The sequence below is a fragment of the Bradyrhizobium sp. HKCCYLRH1034 genome (assembly GCF_051168375.1).
GTDB lineage: Bacteria > Pseudomonadota > Alphaproteobacteria > Rhizobiales > Xanthobacteraceae > Bradyrhizobium.
The window spans coordinates 342,109-360,794 of the sequence record NZ_JBNPUW010000005.1 but is presented as its reverse complement, the minus strand read 5'-3'; the positions used below and the strand labels follow the sequence as shown (position 1 = coordinate 360,794).

General features: G+C 66.9%; 16 protein-coding genes. 10 read left to right on the top strand and 6 right to left on the bottom strand.

Features of this window, described 5'->3' with window-relative positions; genetic code table 11:
* Window positions 1-5: 5 nt before the first annotated feature.
* Entirely contained in the window at window positions 6-149 is a 144-nt protein-coding gene (locus ACQR0W_RS14475; RefSeq protein ID WP_315717499.1) for a hypothetical protein, read from the bottom strand.
* Between the two features lie 86 nt (window positions 150-235).
* On the opposite strand from ACQR0W_RS14475, the gene ACQR0W_RS14470 reads away from it, so the two are divergent.
* Entirely contained in the window at window positions 236-1,645 is a 1,410-nt protein-coding gene (locus ACQR0W_RS14470) for a PLP-dependent aminotransferase family protein (RefSeq protein WP_315754592.1), read from the top strand.
* 4 nt (window positions 1,646-1,649) lie between these two features.
* On the opposite strand, the gene ACQR0W_RS14465 is transcribed toward ACQR0W_RS14470, so the two are convergent.
* Window positions 1,650-2,453: an N-formylglutamate amidohydrolase gene (locus ACQR0W_RS14465; RefSeq protein ID WP_316171524.1), complete on the bottom strand. Its 804-nt coding sequence runs from the start codon at window positions 2,451-2,453 to the stop codon at window positions 1,650-1,652.
* A 204-nt stretch (window positions 2,454-2,657) separates the two neighbouring features.
* Here ACQR0W_RS14465 and ACQR0W_RS14460 point away from each other — a divergent pair, with 204 nt between their 5' ends.
* The 6 genes from ACQR0W_RS14460 to ACQR0W_RS14435 all read left to right on the top strand — a co-directional run bounded on the left by ACQR0W_RS14460 (window position 2,658) and on the right by ACQR0W_RS14435 (window position 10,328).
* On the top strand, window positions 2,658-3,470 hold the full coding sequence (locus tag ACQR0W_RS14460; protein WP_316171526.1) for a transglutaminase-like domain-containing protein: 813 nt from the start codon (window positions 2,658-2,660) through the stop codon (window positions 3,468-3,470).
* Window positions 3,471-3,532: 62 nt separating this feature from the next.
* Entirely contained in the window at window positions 3,533-3,931 is a 399-nt protein-coding gene (locus ACQR0W_RS14455; protein WP_316171528.1) for a gamma-glutamylcyclotransferase family protein, read from the top strand.
* Between the two features lie 267 nt (window positions 3,932-4,198).
* Window positions 4,199-6,205: a DNA primase gene (gene dnaG / locus ACQR0W_RS14450; protein ID WP_316171530.1), complete on the top strand. Its 2,007-nt coding sequence runs from the start codon at window positions 4,199-4,201 to the stop codon at window positions 6,203-6,205.
* A 428-nt stretch (window positions 6,206-6,633) separates the two neighbouring features.
* Window positions 6,634-8,742 (top strand): RNA polymerase sigma factor RpoD, encoded by a 2,109-nt coding sequence (gene rpoD, locus ACQR0W_RS14445; RefSeq protein ID WP_315717492.1) that lies wholly within the window; start codon window positions 6,634-6,636, stop codon window positions 8,740-8,742.
* 12 nt (window positions 8,743-8,754) lie between these two features.
* Entirely contained in the window at window positions 8,755-9,105 is a 351-nt protein-coding gene (locus tag ACQR0W_RS14440; protein ID WP_315754583.1) for a hypothetical protein, read from the top strand.
* A 281-nt stretch (window positions 9,106-9,386) separates the two neighbouring features.
* Window positions 9,387-10,328, top strand: a complete 942-nt coding sequence (locus ACQR0W_RS14435) for a DUF817 domain-containing protein (protein WP_316171532.1) — start codon at window positions 9,387-9,389, stop codon at window positions 10,326-10,328.
* Window positions 10,329-10,576: 248 nt separating this feature from the next.
* Here the strand turns inward: ACQR0W_RS14435 and ACQR0W_RS14430 are convergent, their stop codons facing one another.
* Entirely contained in the window at window positions 10,577-10,813 is a 237-nt protein-coding gene (locus ACQR0W_RS14430; RefSeq protein WP_315716474.1) for a hypothetical protein, read from the bottom strand.
* A 219-nt stretch (window positions 10,814-11,032) separates the two neighbouring features.
* Here ACQR0W_RS14430 and ACQR0W_RS14425 point away from each other — a divergent pair, with 219 nt between their 5' ends.
* Window positions 11,033-11,407, top strand: a complete 375-nt coding sequence (locus ACQR0W_RS14425) for a thiol-disulfide oxidoreductase DCC family protein (RefSeq protein ID WP_316171546.1) — start codon at window positions 11,033-11,035, stop codon at window positions 11,405-11,407.
* A 279-nt stretch (window positions 11,408-11,686) separates the two neighbouring features.
* Here ACQR0W_RS14425 and ACQR0W_RS14420 read toward each other — a convergent pair whose 3' ends face one another.
* From ACQR0W_RS14420 to ACQR0W_RS14410, 3 genes are all read right to left on the bottom strand, one after another.
* Window positions 11,687-12,007, bottom strand: a complete 321-nt coding sequence (locus tag ACQR0W_RS14420; RefSeq protein ID WP_316171534.1) for a hypothetical protein — start codon at window positions 12,005-12,007, stop codon at window positions 11,687-11,689.
* A gap of 257 nt (window positions 12,008-12,264) precedes the next feature.
* Window positions 12,265-12,777 (bottom strand): hypothetical protein, encoded by a 513-nt coding sequence (locus tag ACQR0W_RS14415; protein WP_315716476.1) that lies wholly within the window; start codon window positions 12,775-12,777, stop codon window positions 12,265-12,267.
* A gap of 86 nt (window positions 12,778-12,863) precedes the next feature.
* Window positions 12,864-13,808, bottom strand: a complete 945-nt coding sequence (locus ACQR0W_RS14410; RefSeq protein WP_316171548.1) for an OmpA family protein — start codon at window positions 13,806-13,808, stop codon at window positions 12,864-12,866.
* Between the two features lie 272 nt (window positions 13,809-14,080).
* Here ACQR0W_RS14410 and ACQR0W_RS14405 point away from each other — a divergent pair, with 272 nt between their 5' ends.
* Together ACQR0W_RS14405 and putA are read left to right on the top strand one after the other, a co-directional pair.
* Window positions 14,081-14,887 (top strand): lytic murein transglycosylase, encoded by an 807-nt coding sequence (locus ACQR0W_RS14405; protein ID WP_315716478.1) that lies wholly within the window; start codon window positions 14,081-14,083, stop codon window positions 14,885-14,887.
* Between the two features lie 81 nt (window positions 14,888-14,968).
* The gene (putA, locus tag ACQR0W_RS14400; RefSeq protein ID WP_316171536.1) at window positions 14,969-18,622 is read left to right on the top strand and encodes a trifunctional transcriptional regulator/proline dehydrogenase/L-glutamate gamma-semialdehyde dehydrogenase; all 3,654 of its coding nucleotides are present in this window, start codon (window positions 14,969-14,971) and stop codon (window positions 18,620-18,622) included.
* Window positions 18,623-18,686 lie beyond the last annotated feature (64 nt).

Here is an 18,686-nt window from a genome sequence, read left to right as displayed (position 1 = left end):
CGGCGTCAGTCGCGCCAGAACGGCTTGTTGGCCTCTTCCTGCACGACCACGGGATCAAGGCCGCAGTCGCGCATCTGCTCGCGATCGAGCATCGCCAGTTCGGACCGCCAGAACAGGCGCCGCAGCCAGAGTTGCGGGACCTGGAGCAAATTGCTCTTTCCGTGGGCAACCTGCGGAGTTGCCCAACGCTGCGCCAGGGAATATGCCATGAGTCACCTATCGCTCTTCAATTGCGTTGTTCGAAGAGCAATCGCGCAGTACATATCTCGGTGCAATCGAAACATTGCTCTCGGTGCAATATAGCATGAATGCTTCGTATACGGCCCTGGTGGACGACATTGCCGAGGACATCGCCAACGGCAGGCTGAAGGCCGGCGACCGGCTGCCGCCGCAGCGTCAGTTCGCCTATGAACGGGGAATTGCCGCATCCACGGCAGCGCGCGTCTATGCCGAATTATTGCGCAGGGGTCTGGTCGTGGGCGAGGTCGGGCGCGGCACCTTCGTCGCGGGAGAGGCGGTACCGGTACCACCCTCGCTGCGGCTGGAGCCGTTCGATGGCCGCATCGATCTCGAGTTCAATTTCCCGACCCTGCCGGATCAGGCGGCCCTGATCGCGAAGTCGCTTGCCGCATGGCAGCGGCCGGAGAAGCTGGCGCCGGTGCTGGCGCCGATCACGCAGCGGCGGCTGGCCGAGGCCGGGCGCACCGCCGCGGCCTTCTTCGCCAGCGAGCGCTGGCGCCCGCGCGCGGAGAACTTCGTCTTCGCCGGCAGTGGTCGGCAGTCGCTGGCTGCGGCGATCTCGGCGCTGGTGCCGGTCGGTGGCCGGCTCGGCGTCGAGGCCGTCACCTATCCGATGATCAAGGGCATCGCGGCGCGGCTGGGCGTGACCCTGGTGCCGCTCGCGATGGACGGCGAGGGCGTCCGCCCGGATGCCCTGACCAAGGCGCACCGCGCGAGCGCGCTCAACGCGATCTACATCCAGCCGGTGATGCAGAATCCGCTCGGCCTGACGATGAGCGAGGCGAGGCGCGAGGAGATCGTGCGTCTGGTGCGCAAGCACGAGCTGATGATCATCGAGGACCTCGTCTACGGCTTCCTCAGCGATCAGGTCTCGCTGGCGACGCAGGCCGAGGAGCGTGTCGTCGTGGTCGACAGCCTTGCCAAGCGGCTCGCGCCGGGGATTGCGGTCGGTTTTCTCTACGTGCCGGGAAGCATGCGCGAAAAATTCGCCGCCACGGTGCGCACCGGGGCCTGGTCGGTGACGTCGCTGGCGCTGGCCGCCGGCATGGGGCTGCTCGCCGACGGCACGGCGGCCGAGATCACCAGGCGCAAGCGGGCCGACGCGCTGGTGCGGCAGGCGATCGTCGCCGAGTGCCTCGCCGGCCATCACATCGAGGCCGATCCGCGCTCCTACCATGTCTGGCTGCATCTGCCGGAGGGCTGGCGCGCCGAAGCCTTGACCGCCGCGGCCGCGCGCGCCGGCATCGCGATCACGCCGGCGAGCGCGTTTGCGGTGGCGCACGGCCATTCACCGAACGCGGTGCGGCTCGCGCTCGGCCTGCCGAGCCATGACGATCTGCGCACGGCGCTGTGGCGGCTCGCGGGCCTGCTCGCCCATCACGACGCCTCCGACATGACGGAGTAGCGGGCTAAGCGAGACCCTTGCTGCGCAGCTCGACCTCGATCTCGCCGAGAATGCGGATCAGCCGCTCGGCCCAGCGCTGCTGGTCCTCGGGCTCGGCGATTTCGTTCTGACGAATCTCGATGCCGGAATTGATCAGCCCGCGCGCCTCGCCATGCAGGGGGATGGTGTAGTCGGTGCCGTCGCCGACCGCATAGGGCTGATTGTCGCCCACCACGAGATCGGGCTCGGCCCGCAACGCCCTCAACAGCAGCGGCGGCAGCACACGGTCGTGCTGATACAGCGTGCCAATGTGCCAGGGCCGCGCGATGCCCGCATAGACCGGCGTGAAGCTGTGCAGCGAGACGAGGATGGTCGGCCGCCCCGCGGCCTTGCGCGCATCGAGCACCTCGGTGATGCGGTCGTGATAGGGATCGAAGATCGCGCGGCGCCGGAGCTCGGCGTCCTCATGCGTCAGACCCTCATTGCCGGGGATCGTGGTGCGCTCGCTGATCATCGGAATCGCGTTCGGCGCCTTCGGCGAGCGGTTGCAGTCGATCACCAGCCGCGAATAGCGCTGCGCGATCAGATGCGCATCGAGCGCCCGCGATACGGCCTCCGCGACGCCGGCGATACCGATGTCCCAGGCGATGTGCCGCTCCAGTTCGCTTTCGGGCAGGCCGAGATCGCCGAGTGCGCGCGGCAGCAGGCGGCCATAGTGATCGCACGTGAAGAACAAGGCCGACGCCCCATCGGCGTTGCGCTCGAGCACGGGTGGAACTTCGTCTGGCTGGAGGAGTCGATGAGTGTTGCTCGTGCCGGACACGGTCATGCTGCCTCCCGTTGCTTCATGAAGCGGCAGACCGATCTCGGATTGGGCAGACGGATGAGGATTGGGCCGGCGGACATCATGATGGTCGCCCAAACGATGCTGATTCTGGCGATCATTCACAAGACAGAAGTTCGCAATGGGCCTACGGTCCGGGCTGGATGAGGCTGGCGCATCGTGCCGCTCGAACGGGGCGAAGGAGCCTTCATGCTGATCAAGGTTGGATTTGAGATCGCCTATGCGGCTCCGGCGGCAACGCCGATGGTGATCATGCTGTCGATCCATCCGTCGCGCTTTCCCGACATCGTCGGCACCGAGACGATCACGACCGAGCCCAAGGTGCCGATCAAATTCTACAACGACAGCTTCGGCAATCTCTGTGGACGGCTGGTGGCGCCGGCCGGCGGGGTCACCTTCCACGGCAGCGCCATCGTCCGCGACAGCGGGCGGCCGGACGCGATCGATCCCGGCGCCCAGCAACTGTCGATCGAGCAGCTGCCCGATGAGCTTCTGCTGTATCTGATGCCGAGCCGCTATTGCGAGACCGACAAGCTGGCCGAGGTCGCCTGGTCGTTGTTCGGCAGCGCGCCGGCGGGATGGGCGCGCGTGCAGGCGATCTGCGACTTCGTGCACAGCCACGTCACGTTCGGCTATGAGCACGCCCACGCCATGAAGTCGGCGCACGACGTCTATCAGCAGCGCGCCGGCGTCTGCCGCGACTTCGCCCACCTCGCGCTGACCTTCTGCCGCTGCACGGGCATTCCGGCTCGCTATTGCACCGGTTATCTCGGCGACATCGGCGTGCCGCCGGACCCTGTCCCGATGGATTTCTCGGGCTGGTTCGAGGTCTATCTCTCGGGCCGGTGGTACACGTTCGATGCCCGCCACAACGTGCCGCGCATCGGTCGCATCCTGATGGCGACCGGACGGGACGCCGCCGACGTCGCGCTGTCGACCTCGTTCGGCCTGATGACCCTGACCAAATTCCACGTCGTCAGCGATGAGATCGCGGCCGCCTGAGCAGAGAAAGGCGCGGCCGGCCGCCGCTTCGCATCATCGGCGATCGCCGCTATAGACGGGCCATGACCACCGATCTCCTGTTCGTCTACGGCACGCTGATGCGCGGCTTCGACCATCCGATGGCGCGGCTGTTGTCGGCCAATGCCGATTTTGTCGCCGAGGCAAGCTGCCGTGGCCGGTTGTACCGCATCCAGCATTATCCCGGCCTGGTCCTGTCCGATGACGCGGCCGATCTCGTCCATGGCGAACTGTTCCGGCTGCGCCAGCCCGAGCCGATGCTGCGCGAGTTCGACATGTACGAGGCCTGCGGCGAGGGCTTCGCCGCGCCCACCGAATATCTGCGCCGGTGCCTCGCAGTGACGCTGGCCGACGGCGCGGCCCGCGAGGCCTGGACCTACGTGTACAACTGGCCCGTGGACGAGGTCGCCCGCATCGCCTCGGGACGGTTTTTGGCGCCCTAAGTCTCTCCGCGCCGTCATTCCGGGACATCGCGCAGCGATGGGCCCGGAATCCATAACCACAAACGGTGCGAGGACACGCAGTGGCGCGGCCGTCCCGCCTCACGACTGGTCGTGGTTATGGATTCCGGGCTCGCCCTGCGGGCGCCCCGGAATGACGAGAGGAGAGGGCCGTGCCTGTGAATAGCCCGGACAAGCCGGAGGAAGTTCACATTTCGTACACGGGTGCCTATATGCCTAGGCCACCACCACAGGACCACCAGCCCGCTCATGGCCCGCTTCACGCCGGAATTTCTCGATGAGCTGCGCGCCCGGCTTCCGGTCTCGGACGTCGTCGGCAAGCGCGTGAAGCTCAAGAAGGCCGGGCGCGAGTGGAAGGGGCTGTCGCCGTTCCAGCAGGAGAAGACGCCGTCCTTCTACGTCAACGACCAGAAGGGTTTTTATCACGACTTCTCGTCCGGCAAGCACGGCAACATCTTCGACTTCGTGATGGAGACCGAGGGCTGCAGCTTCCCCGAAGCCGTGGAGCGGCTCGCGGGAATCGCCGGCCTGGCGCTGCCCGCGGTCACGCCCGACGCGGCGCGCCAGGAGCGGCAGCGCAAGACGCTGTACGACGTGATGGAGCTGGCGGCGAAGTTCTTTTCTGACACGCTGGCGTCCCGTCATGGCGCGCGCGCCCGCGGCTATCTTGCCGATCGCGCGATCCTGCCGCAGACGCAGCTCCAATTCCGGCTTGGCTACGCGCCGCCGGATCGGTTCGGCTTGAAGGAATATCTCGGCGCCCAGGGCGTCCCGGTGGCCGACATGGTCGAGGCGGGATTGCTGGTCGGCGGCGACGACATTCCCGTGCCGTATGATCGCTTCCGCGACCGCGTGATGTTCCCGATCACCGATCTCCGCGGACGCGTCATCGCCTTCGGCGGCCGCGCGCTGCAGAAGGACGTGCCGGCGAAATACCTGAACTCGCCGGAGACGCCGCTCTTCCACAAGGGCGACAACCTCTACAATCTCGCCAGCGCCCGTCAGGCCGCCCATAACGGCGCGCCGATGATCGTGGTCGAGGGCTATGTCGATGTCATTGCGCTGGTCGCGGCCGGCTTTGCCGGCGCCGTGGCGCCGCTCGGCACCGCGCTGACCGAGAGCCAGCTTTCGCTGATCTGGAAGATGGTCGACGAGCCGATCCTGTGTTTCGATGGCGACCGCGCCGGCCAAAAGGCGGCCTATCGGGCCGCAGACCTTGCTTTGCCGCATCTCAAGCCTGGCAAGAGCCTGCGCTTCGCGCTCTTGCCCGAGGGACAGGATCCCGACGACCTCGTCCGCTCCGGCGGTCGCGGCGCGGTCGAGGAGGTGCTCAAAATCGCAAAACCCCTCGCCGAGGTGATCTGGTCGCGCGAGATCGAGGGCGGCAGCTTCAACACCCCGGAGCGCCGTGCCGCGCTGGAGGCGCGGATCGGCCAGCTCACCGGCGGCATCGCCGACGAGGTGGTACGGCGCTACTACAAGCAGGATCTCGGCGACCGGCTGTACCGGGCGTTCGCCCCGGACGGCGGCCGGGGGTTTGGCCGCGGCTTCGGTGCCGAATCAGGACGGCGTTTTGCTCCCCGCAGTCCCGGTTCCGGACAGCCTGGGCGGTTATCCACAGGAGGCGGTCGCCGCGGCGGACCGCCATCCACAGGCCAGGCCATGGCCCGCGGCCCCTACCAGGCGGCCAGCCCGCAGCTCGCCATGAGCCCGATCATGCGCGGCCAGCGCTCGGCGATCTCGCGCCGGGAGGCCCTGATCCTGCAGTGCCTGATCAACCACCCCTGGCTCCTGCACGACCACCTGGAGGAGGTCGCCGCGCTGGAACTGGCCCATCCCGAGGCGCACAAGCTCCGCGCCGCCATCATCGCCGCCTTCGCCCACGACCATCACCATTCGCCGGATCCGGACGAGCAGGCCGAGAAGATGCGGGCCGATCTGGAGAAGGCAGGCTTTTCCGAGCTTCTTCAACGGGTTGAGCGCGCGATCACGACGGCGGCGGTGTGGGCGACCAAATCGGGCGCGGCGCGCGATGACGTTCTTGCGACCTGGCATCAGCTGGTTGCCTTGCATCGGCAATGGCACTCCTTACTTAGGGAATTGAAGGATGCCGAGCTGGCGCTGGGCGAGGAGCCGAGCGAGCCGAACATGGGCTGGTTGAGGGACGTGAAGGCCAGGATGGCCGAGATGGACGGCACCGAGGCGCTGATCGAAGGCTTCGGGGAACTGTCCGGACGCACCAACCGCAACGTGTAGATGGGACGCCCGGCGCCCTGTCGCCAGTTGAGCACATTTCGGCCCGATCCGCCCGCGCGGTATCAGGTCCGCGCGAAAAGACTCGCCAAATCCATGGTTTGGCTGCAAAAACAGGGTTAATCGAAGTTTAAGAGGTCCGGGGCATTTTCTGCGGCAGATGGGTTGGTTTCGCTGTCGGACACCGCGCCTGCATGTCGGGCGCCGGATTCGATTGCAAAACCGGTATCGCTTTTGCAAGAAACGCGCGCCGGTCCGAAAACGGGACGACACCAGCGTAGGACGAAACGAGCGACGGGCTTCAGGGGGTGGCGACGTTAAAAGTGCGCCGCCCTTTCCGCGTCGAGAACAGTTTGAGTAGAGCAGGCGGGCGCCGCGATGCCAAGGGCTACGATGCCACGGGCGGAGCGGGCGCGTTTCGGGAGCAATGAATGGCCACGAAGGCAAAGACGCTGCAGGTGAAGGACAAGGAAAAGGACGACAAGGCCGCGGACGCTCCCGAGAAGGACGCCGCCGATGCGCCGTCGCCGTTGCTCGACCTGTCGGACGCCGCCGTCAAGAAGATGATCAAGCAGGCCAAGAAGCGCGGCTTCGTGACCTTTGATCAGCTCAACGAGGTCCTGCCTTCCGACACCACCTCGCCGGAACAGATCGAAGACATCATGTCGATGCTCTCCGACATGGGCATCAACGTGACCGAGGCCGAGGAGGCCGACGAGTCCGACGAGAAGGACGACGGCGAGGACGAGACCGACAACGAGCTTGTCGAGATCACCCAGAAGGCCGTCACCGAGGTCAAGAAGTCCGAGCCCGGCGAGCGCACCGACGATCCCGTGCGCATGTATCTGCGCGAGATGGGCACCGTCGAGCTGCTGTCGCGCGAGGGTGAAATCGCCATCGCCAAGCGCATCGAGGCCGGCCGCGAGGCGATGATCGCGGGCCTCTGCGAAAGCCCGCTGACGTTCCAGGCCATCATCATCTGGCGCGACGAGCTCAACGAAGGCAAGATCTTCCTTCGCGACATCATCGATCTCGAAGCCACCTATGCCGGCCCTGAGGCCAAGGGCGGCATGAATCCGCAGATCGCCGCGCCGGTGAATGGCGAGGGCGCTGCGGCCGAGGGCGGCGAGGTCCAGGCCGCGGTCGCGCCGCCGGCCGCCCCGCAGCAGCCGACGCCGTTCCGCGCCGCGCCGAACGGCGCGCCCGCCGAGGAGAAGGATCCCGGCGAGGCGGCGGCCGAAGCCGACATGGACGACGACGAGTTCGAGAACCAGATGTCGCTCGCCGCCATCGAGGCCGAGCTGAAGCCGAAGGTGGTCGAGACCTTCGACAAGATCGCGTCCGAGTACAAGAAGCTGCGACGCCTGCAGGAGCAGGACATCGCCAACCAGCTGCAGAGCGAGTCGCTGTCGCCCTCGCAGGAGCGCAAGTACAAGAAGCTCAAGGACGAGATCATCGTCGAGGTGAAGTCGCTGCGCCTCAACCAGGCCCGCATCGACAGCCTGGTCGAGCAGCTCTACGACATCAACAAGAAGCTGGTCTCGTTCGAGAGCCGGCTGATGCGCTTGGCCGACTCCCACGGCGTCGCGCGCGAGGACTTCCTGCGCAACTACCAGGGCTCGGAGCTCGATCCGCGCTGGCTCAACCGCGTGTCCAAGCTCTCCGCCAAAGGCTGGAAGAACTTCGTCCATTACGAGAAGGACCGCATCAAGGACCTGCGCCAGGAGGTGCAGGCCATGGCCGCGCTCACCGGTCTGGAGATCGGCGAGTTCCGCAAGATCGTGCACTCGGTGCAGAAGGGCGAGCGCGAGGCCCGTCAGGCCAAGAAGGAGATGGTGGAAGCCAACCTCCGTCTCGTGATCTCGATCGCCAAGAAGTACACCAACCGCGGCCTGCAGTTCCTCGATCTGATCCAGGAAGGCAACATCGGCCTGATGAAGGCGGTCGACAAGTTCGAGTACCGCCGCGGCTACAAGTTCTCGACCTACGCCACCTGGTGGATCCGGCAGGCGATCACCCGCTCGATCGCCGACCAGGCCCGCACCATCCGCATCCCCGTGCACATGATCGAGACGATCAACAAGATCGTCCGCACCTCGCGCCAGATGCTGAACGAGATCGGCCGCGAGCCGACCCCCGAGGAGCTCGCCGAGAAGCTCGGCATGCCGCTGGAGAAGGTGCGCAAGGTCCTCAAGATCGCGAAGGAGCCGCTGTCGCTCGAAACGCCCGTGGGTGACGAGGAGGACTCTCATCTCGGCGACTTCATCGAGGACAAGAACGCCATCCTGCCGATCGACGCCGCCATCCAGTCCAACCTGCGCGAGACGACGACCCGCGTGCTCGCCTCGCTCACCCCGCGCGAAGAGCGTGTGCTGCGCATGCGCTTCGGCATCGGCATGAACACCGACCACACGCTGGAAGAAGTCGGCCAGCAGTTCTCGGTGACCAGAGAGCGCATTCGTCAGATCGAGGCAAAGGCGCTGCGGAAGCTGAAGCATCCGAGCCGGTCGCGGAAGCTGCGGAGCTTCTTGGATAACTAATTCGGCCACCGATTGGTCGTCATTGCCGGGCTTGACCCGGCAATCCATCGAGACATCAACGGCGGGCCGAAAGGCCCGTCTTTTTGTTTGTTCTGCTCATGGTTCCAGCGCACGAAAGAAGAGCTTCCGATGTCCTCGACTCTGTTCGCGAGCATGCGCCTGCTCGACAAACTCGGCCTTCACTTCTTCATTGAACGAACGCGCCCCGATACGATCCGCCTGTCGGTGACGTTGGTAGGCGAGCGGCTCGAGATCGATGTGTTCGAAGATGGCCATCTCGAATTCAGCCGCTTCCGCGGCGACGAGAGTGTAGAGGGCGGCTACGAAGAGCTGATGCTCTTTTTGCAGTCTCAAGGGGAGTGAGCATGCGCATCCAATCATCGCTGGACGCGGTGCCTGCGTAGTTCGTGTTGCATGCTCCGGTTGTCCGTCATTGCGAGCGAAGCGAAGCAATCCAGAGCTGCGCGTACGATTCTGGATTGCTTCGCTCGCAATGACGAGGGGCGGCGCTGAGGTGTCCGGGTTAGCCGACACGACCTCTTGTCCGCAAATGTCCGTGTCCTTGCTGCAAGAGGCCGAACTTTGCGCAGACGGCGTTGGGCGATCGGCTGCTAGGAATTGGCGCCTCACCGGACGCCTATCCCATGCATGACGACGAGTTCTCATCGGCCGCAGCGCACGACAGCGCCGCCGCGATCTGGGCGCCGCTGCGCCCCTTCATCGCCGCCGAGGCGCGTCTCGCCGCGCGGGCGGCGCAGCAGCCCTGGACTGCAGCCCTCTACGAAATCCTCCGCTTCGGCGTGAAGCAGGCTTGGGCCTGCCTGTTCGGCGGCATCGCGGTGGCGCTGATGCTGCTGACGTGGCGGTTCTATCCGGCGAACGCGCCGCTCGCGCGCTACGATTTTCTCTTCCTCTGCATGCTCGGCGTCCAAGCCGCATTGCTCGCTGCGCGTCTGGAGACATTCGAGGAGGCGAAGATCATCCTGATCTATCACCTCGTCGGCACCGCGATGGAGCTGTTCAAGACCGCGACCGGCTCGTGGATCTATCCCGAGCCAAGCCTCATCAAGCTCGGCGGCGTACCGCTGTTCTCCGGCTTCATGTATTCCTGCATCGGCAGCTATCTCTGCCGCGTCTGGCGGCTGTTCGACTTCCGCTTCACCGGCCACCCCTCACGGCGCTGGCTGATCGGCTTGAGCGCGGCCATCTACCTCAACTTCTTCACCGACCATTACGGGATCGATCTGCGGGTCGTGCTGTTCGGCTGGGCGGCGCTGCTGTTCGCACCGGCGACCGTTCACTTCAAGGTCTGGCGCGTGCACCGGTCGATGCCGCTGCTGCTCGGGCTGGTCCTGGTGTCGCTGTTCATCTGGCTGTCGGAGAACATCGGCACCTTCACGCGGGTCTGGCTCTATCCGCAGCAGGCCCATGGCTGGGCCATGGTGTCGCCGGCCAAGCTCGGCTCGTGGTTTCTGCTGCTGATCATCAGCTACACGCTGGTCAGCCTGATCAACCGACCGAGGGCGATGGAGCAGGGCAGGGCGGTGAGGCCGGCCGCCGTCGAGCCGGAGCGAGAGGCGGCGTGACGGTCGGATGTGGGTCGAGATATCTCCGCGTCGTGCGCGGGCTTGTCCCGCCTGCGCGGCCGAAGCCGCTTCGTCGCGGCGAAGGCCCGCCCATCCACGTCATTGCGACGTCAACGACGCGGATGGCCGGGACAAGCCCGGCCATGACGCGTAACCCATGATGAGGTCGTTCGTGGTACGCAGTTGATCGTGGGCACGCGGCCGCCTGGCGGCGGTCGCTTTGCCCACCCTACGGCAGCTCGGCCGGCCTACTTCTTCTTCGCCCCGACGCGCTCGAGCGACTTGATCTGAAGCGGCGGGCGGCCGGACTTTTCGGCGATCTCGCGGTCCTGCTCCATGATGAAGCCGCGCGCGGGCTCGTCGCCGTCGAGGCCGCCGAGCAGCTCGGCCGGGACGCGCCGGTTGGAGCGCTGCGAGCCGTCCTCGTAGGTCACGTTGAAGAAGGCGAATTCGCCTTTGGGATTGGAGCCGGGTTTTTTCGCCATGGATGGCGCTTTACGGCGGCGGGACCGGTCCGGTCAATGCCAGAAAATGCTTATCCGCTGCCCGATTTTGACTTTTTCGTCATATGGTTTTCGCCGAATCGGCAGGGCGGCCAGAGCGATCACGGACCGGCCGGCGGGGTCCCGAAACACCTCGATTTTGCCGGATGAAAGTGCGTTCATCGTGGACGTGTCACCCCGCCGCGAATGCAGCCCATGTCGATGCCCCAACTCACCATCTGGTACAACACGCGCTGCCCGGTCTGTGACGCCGGCATCGACTGGCAGCGCAACAAGCTGCTGGCGCTGGTCAAGTCGGGGCGGGTCGCGTTCAAGGACATCAACGAGCAGCCCGACGCGCTGGCCGCATTCGGCGCCGATGTCGACGCCGTCCGCCGCCGCCTGCACGCGACCGACGAGGACGGCGAGCTGATCACCGGCGCCGACGTGGCGCTGCTGCTGTGGGCGCTTACGCCGGGCGAGGGCTGGCTGGCGACGCTGTTCGGCAACCGCCTGGTGCGGCCGCTGACGCGGTTCGGCTATGACCGGTTTGCCGATGTGCTGTTCGCCTGGAACAAGCGGAAGGGGCATTGGTGAGCGAGAGCTGCCGCTTGAGCCAAGGCTTCGGCCGCTGGCGCGGTCGACTCCCCTCCCCCTTGCGGGGAGGGGTCGGGGGTGCGGGTCCACGAGTCCCGCTTGAGCTGAGACGCACTGATCTCGCCGAGCATCTTCACGGATGACGCCAATCGAGTTGAGCGCCTCCGGACTCGTATTGTCGAGCGCGCCTCACTGAGTTCAGCGCCCGGAGACCCCCACCCCCGACCCCTCCCCGCAAGGGGGAGGGGAGCGCACCGAGCGCGTGGTAACAGCTCGACTCTAACGCCGCCGCACCTTGACCTGGGCGTGCACCCGCGTGCCGCCGTGCGGACCGTCGTCATCATCACCGCGGCCGAGCGCCATGATCGCGGTGCCCATCGCGGTCGAGCCGAAGGTGACGAAGAACGAGCCGAGCAAGAGACCGATGGCGACGACGGGCGAGTGGTCGGCGAAGATCAGGTGACGCAGGCCCCAGGGATCGAGCAGCAGCAATCCGCCGACCAGCACCACGGCCATGCCGAGGCCGAGCGCGAGGTTGATCGCGAGCAGGCGGAACAGAGGGATCTGGAGCAGTCTGCGCGGCTGCTGGCTGGGTTGCATCGGCGATCTCCCGAGGGATCGTGAACGACAACGATATCGTAGCACCGTCCGCGACCGGCTCAAGGCCGGAGCCGCTCGGGGCGGGCATGGCTGCGTCGCGCCGGGCGCGTCGATTTGGGACAGGAGGCGGGAGTGTCCCGGCGGCCCTCTCTCGTCCGCGGACCTCTGCGCACAAGGCGCCCGCGGCACATCTCGCTCCGTCATTCCGAGCCCCCGCGCGCTCCGGATGACGCCTCATTGAAACCGGAGCCGCGGCCTCACGCCGCCTCGCCCTCGGCCACCCCGTGCTGCCTGGCGATCACGCTCTGCCAGACGCTGGCGATCGCGCGTTGCGTCTCCGGCGCGATCAGGCAGTGGCCTTCATTGTCGAAGCCGCAGAAGCGCACCGAGGGATCGTGCCTCACCTCGACCAGCGCCTTGTTGATCATCTCCAGCGAGGCCATCACCTGGCCGATGTTCTGCAGCCGCGTGTGATGCAGGATGTCGATCAGGCGGAACATCATGATCGGCGGCTGGCCCATTGCGATGCCCGGCCGGCCGAACTCGAAGAATACGTTCACCGCGGGCAGCGCGCTCTGGATCTGCGCTAGGACCTTGGCCGCATCCTCGACGCTGCAGGCGACGAGATGCGCGCTCTGGGCGGGGAGGGTAGGCGTCAGCGGCGCCTCCGGGCCGAGCCCGAGACCCGACAGCACCTGATGCTCGATCCAACGCCGCACCTCCGGCGGCGCCGAGCGGATCTGGTCGGTCGACAGCGTAATCCCGATCATGGCGATCTCCATTTCGGCCGCGGAGCTTAGGGCGTCATGATGGCACGGTGTTGACGAGGATCAAGCGGCCGCGCCGGCGCAGCGCCTCAGGGCGCCACCAGTTCGACGCGGCGGTTCAGCGCGCGGCCCGCATCGGTGGCATTGCTGCCGACCGGCGCGAGCAGGCCGACGCCCGCGGTGCGCAGCCGCGCTGGCGCGATGCGATAGCTGCGCGAAAGCTCGGCGGCGACCGCCTCGGCGCGCCGCCGTGACAGATCGAGATTGTAGTCGTAGCTGCCTTGGTTGTCGGTATGGCCGACGATGAAGACGCTGAGCTGCGGCTGGCCGGCGAGCAACTGCGCGATCTGCTCCAGTGTCGGCCGGCTCTCCGGCTTCATCGTCGCCTTGTCGGTGTCGAAATAGATGCCGTAGAGCGCGATGTGGCCCTTGTCGCCGAGGCCCTTCGCCATCTCGGCTGCGCTCACCATCTTGTTCTCCATCGCGCCGAGCTCGGCAACGGTGAGCTGGGCATAGATCTGCTCGTTGTTCTGGCTGACCAGCACGCTGGCAAAAGTCTCGCGGCCGCCGGCCTCCTTGCGGCCGGCAAAATAGCGGTAGTCGAAGCCATCGGCCCACATCTGCGGAACCGGCAGCAGGTCGATCGCCTCGGTGAAGGGAATGCCGCCGCAGGCATCGGTGTCGCAGGCGAGGAGCTTCTCGAAGCCGGCCTTGGCGAGCTGGTTTTCGAAATTGCGCGACACTTCGAGGATCGAGGGACCCGGCGCGGTGCGATAGGCGATTCTGACGACGCGCCCCTCCGGGCGTCGCTCGTCGGTCGCCTTGTCCGCCTTGAACGGCGCCGCCTGCAGCCGCATCGCATCGAAATCCTTGGTGACATAGCCGGTGATCACGCTGCCGGCGAAGCGGCCGATCCCGGGGTAATCCTTTGCGCCCGCCACATCGCCCGGCTGAGCGGCCGCGGGCGCCAGGCCGTGACACATCAGGGCCGCGACCAAGGTGAGCTGCGCCAGTGTGCCGAGCCGGAACATCATCGTCATGGGGACCTCTCCCGAAAAGTGGTGCCAACGCTCGTGGTTTTCAGAACGCGCGCTTGGATCGGCGCGCGAAAACGGCGCGACGTCGGACGAGGCACGCCCTGCATGAGTGGCGACGAGCGCGCCGACCGTTCAAAAAAAGATGACGATGGGGTGCGGTTCGGTGGCTATCGCCCGCCGGCTGGCCTGGTACCGCCAAATCAGGCATTGTGACGGCGTCCGCCGCCGGACTGCCGTCATCATGCTCTCATGCAGGGACCTTTCTCCTCATGTCCGTTGTCCGCTTCCTTGTTGCCGTCGCGATCCTCTCCTTTGCCTCTCCCGCTTTGGCCGCGCGCTGCGGCGGCGACTTCAATACCTTCATCGCGGGCGTCTCGGCGGAGGCGCAGAGCGCCGGCGTCTCGGGCGGCACGATCAGCCAGGCGTTGTCGGGCGTGACGCTCGATCCGGCCGTGCTCGCCTTCGACCGCCGCCAGCGCTACACCTTCAACAAGAGCTTCGAGCAGTACGTCTCGACCCGCGTCGGCGCGGGCCGCATCAATGGCGGCCGCGCCATGCTGCAGCGGCACGCGGCGCTGCTGTCGCGCATCGAGCAGCAATATGGCGTGCCGCGCCAGATCCTGGTCGCGATCTGGGGGCTGGAGACCGATTTCGGCAAGGGCGACATGGGCAAGCTGCCGGTGATCCGCACGCTCGCCACCCTGGCGCATGACTGCCGCCGCACCGAACTGTTCCAGGGCGAGCTGCTGGCGGCGCTGAAGATCGTCCAGCGCGGCGATCTCACTCTGCGCGATCTCGTCGGCGCCTTCGCCGGCGAGATCGGCCAGACCCAGTTCCTGCCATCGTCCTACATCAAATACGGCGTCGATTTCGACGGCGACGGCCGCGTCGATTTGCGCCACTCCACGGCCGACGTGCTGGCCTCGACCGCCAACCTGCTGCACAGCAACGGCTTCAAGATGGGTGCGCCCTATGACGAGGGCTCGGCCAATTTCGAGGCGATGCGCGAGTGGAACAGGGCGGTGATCTATCGCAAGACCATCGGCTACTATGCCGATCAGTTGATCGGGCGGTAGCGCGGATCGTCGCTCGCTCTGTGCTCTCAGGCCCCGTGCATGCGCGGTGAATGACCAGGATCGCTTCAGAGGAGACGGGTCATGTCGCAGTCGTCGCCACGACCGTTCGCCGCGTTCGATGCCCAGGTTCAGCGCCAGATCGGGCTGCGCGCCGCAATCACCTCGGCCTATCGTCGCGCCGAGCCGGACTGCATCGCGCCGCTGCTCGATCTCGCCGCGCTCCCGGAGGCATCGTCGGCACGAGCGGCCGGTCTGGCGCGGGATCTGGTCCTGCGTCTGCGCGGCAAGGCGCAATCCGGCGGCGTCGAGGGACTGATCCACGAATATTCGCTGTCGAGCCAGGAGGGCGTGGCCCTGATGTGCCTGGCCGAGGCGCTGCTGCGGATTCCGGACACCGCGACGCGCGATGCGCTGATCCGCGACAAGATCGCGACCGGCGATTGGCGCGCCCATATCGGGCACAGCCCGTCGCTGCTGGTGAACGCCGCGACCTGGGGCCTCATCGTCACCGGCACGCTGACGGCCGCTGCCAGCGAGGACAGCCTGGCCTCGGCGCTGACGCGGCTCATCGCCCGCGGCGGCGAGCCGATCATCCGCAAGGCCGTCACGCTCGCCATGCGCCTGATGGGCGAACAGTTCGTGGCCGGTCAGACCATCGACGCGGCGCTGTCGAACGGCCGTCCATGGGAAGCGCAGGGCTTCCGCTACTCCTATGACATGCTCGGGGAGGCCGCGACGACGGCGGAAGACGCCGCGCGCTACTTCGCCGCCTACGAGGCGGCGATCCATGCGATCGGGCGGCATGCGGCCGGTGCCGGCATCTACGACGGGCCGGGCATCTCGATCAAGCTCTCGGCGCTGCATCCGCGTTACGTCAGCATCAAGCGCGACCGCGTCATGGACGAGTTGCTGCCGCGACTGAAGCGGCTGGTGCTGCTCGCGCGGCGATACGACATCGGCCTCAACATCGACGCCGAGGAAGCCGACCGTCTCGACCTGTCCCTCGATCTGCTCGAGGCGCTCTGTATCGATCCGGACCTCGCCGGCTGGAACGGCATCGGCTTTGTCATCCAGGCCTATCAGAGGCGCTGCGCCTTCGTGGTCGATTGGCTCATCGACCTCGCGCGGCGCACGCGGCGGCGGCTGATGGTGCGGCTCGTCAAGGGCGCCTATTGGGACAGCGAGATCAAGCGCGCGCAGGTCGATGGTCTGGAGGACTTTCCGGTCTTCACGCGCAAGCACCATACCGACGTGTCGTACCTCGCCTGCGCCCGCAAACTGCTGGGCGCGCCCGACGCGGTGTTTCCGCAGTTCGCGACGCATAATGCCCGGACGCTGGCATCGATCGTGGAGATGGCGGGCTCCAGCTACGAGCGCGGCCAGTACGAATTCCAATGCCTGCACGGCATGGGCGAGCCGCTCTACGAGGAGGTTGTCGGACCCGCACGGCTCGGCCGCCCATGCCGCATCTACGCGCCGGTCGGTTCGCACGAGACGCTGCTGGCCTATCTGGTGCGGCGGCTGCTGGAGAACGGCGCCAACACCTCCTTCGTCAATCGCATCGCCGATCCCGCCGTCTCCGTCGACGATCTGATCGCGGACCCCGTCGCCATCGTTCGCGCGTCGGAACGCCCGGGCGCGCCGCACGACAAGATCAGGCGCCCGCCCGAGCTGTTCGGCCCGGACCGCGCGAACTCGGCCGGCTTCGATCTCTCCGATCAGCGCGCGCTGGCGCGTCTCGGCGAAGGCCTGGTCACGAGCGCGAGCCTCGATTGGACGGCTGCGGCGCCGGGAGCGACCACCAGCGAAGGCGCGCGCCGCATTCGTAATCCCGCCGACCGCCGTGACGTCGTCGGCGCGGTCAGGGATGCCGCGCCCGCCGAGATCGAGGCGGCCCTGTCGCGTGCGGCGAACGCCGCGCCGGCCTGGGCCGCGACCAGCCCGCGCGCGCGTGCCGCATGCCTGCGCGCCGCGGCCGAGACGATGGAGGCGCGTCGCCTCGTCCTCATCGGCTTGATCGTCCGCGAGGCCGGCAAGACCTTTGCGAACGCTGTCGGCGAGGTGCGCGAAGCCGTCGATTTCCTGCGCTATTATGCAAGCGAGATCGAACGTCTCTCCGAGGGCGATAGTCCCGGCTCGCTCGGCCCCGTGGTGTGCATCAGCCCGTGGAATTTTCCGCTCGCGATCTTCACCGGCCAGATCGCGGCCGCACTCGCGGCCGGCAATCCGGTGCTGGCGAAACCTGCCGAGGAGACGCCGCTGATCGCCGCCCAAGCGGTTCGCATCATCAACGAGGCTGGCGTGCCGGCCGATGTCCTGCAATTGCTGCCGGGCGATGGCCGCGTCGGCGCGGCGCTGGTGGCCGACGCCCGCGTTCAGGGCGTGATGTTCACGGGATCGACCGACGTCGCGCGGCTGATCCAGAAACAGCTTGCCGAGCGCCTCACCGTCCATGGACAGCCCGTGCCGCTGATCGCCGAGACCGGCGGTCAGAACGCGCTCGTCGTGGATTCCTCGGCGCTCGCCGAGCAGGTTGTCGGCGACGTCATCACCTCGGCTTTCGACTCTGCAGGCCAGCGCTGTTCGGCGCTGCGCATCCTCTGCCTGCAGGCGGACGTCGCCGACCGCATCCTGTCGATGCTGCGCGGCGCGCTGCGCGAGCTCGAACTCGGCAATCCCGCGTCGTTGTCGGTCGATGTCGGCCCGGTAATCAGCGGCGAGGCCCGCGACACGCTCGATGCGCATGTCGCCACGATGCAGGCGCGCGGCCATGCCGTGGAGCGGCTGCCGTTGCCACCGCAGGCGGCGCATGGAACGTTCGTCGCGCCGACCATCATCGAAATCGGCAACATCTTCGATGTCGAGCGCGAGGTGTTCGGCCCCGTCCTCCACGTCCTGCGCTACCGCCGCGAACAGCTCGCTGACCTCGTCGACGCGATCAACCTCACCGGTTATGGCCTGACCTTCGGTATCCATTCGCGGATCACGGAGACGATCGCGCGTGCGTCGAGCCGCAGCGCCGCCGGCAACATCTATGTCAACCGCAACGTCATCGGCGCGGTCGTCGGCGTGCAGCCATTCGGCGGCTCCGGCCTGTCGGGGACCGGGCCGAAGGCCGGCGGTCCGCTGTATCTGCGCCGGCTGTTCGCGATGCCGCCGCGCCAGCGGCTCATGGCGTCGCAGTCTGACGCGGTCTTGCGCTCTTATCTCGACGGGTTGCGCGCCAGCGGACACGCCGAGGCGGCGCTGGCGTGCGAGGCGCATGGGCCCCAGGTGCGGGCCGGGCTCGAGATCGAGTTGCCAGGACCCGTCGGTGAACAGAACATCTATCGCATCACCGCGCGCGGCGTCGTCGCTGCACTGGCGAGAAGCGAGCAGGCGTTGCTGGTCCAGATCGGCGTCATTCTGATGACCGGAAACGACGCGTTCGTCGAACGCGCCAGCCCTGCTTGTGCCGTGTTGGGACCGCTCACCAGCCGGCTGCGCGGCCGCCTGCGGATCGTCGACAGCTGGCGGGCTCTCGGCGATCTGCAGGCCGTGCTTGCCGACGGCGAGGCGGATGAATTGATCGCGCTCGGCCGCGACCTCGCCACGCGCCCCGGACCGATCGTCCCGCTCGTCACGCCGCGCGCCAGCGACGGCTGCTACGATCTCGACCGGCTGGTCACCGAGGTCAGTCTCTCCACCAACACCGCGGCCGCCGGCGGCAATGCCAGCCTGATGTCGATCGGCTGAGAAGACAGGTATTCCGTCCCGGGCTGGCTCGAGGCCGCAGGACAGGATAGGGGAGAACACCGTC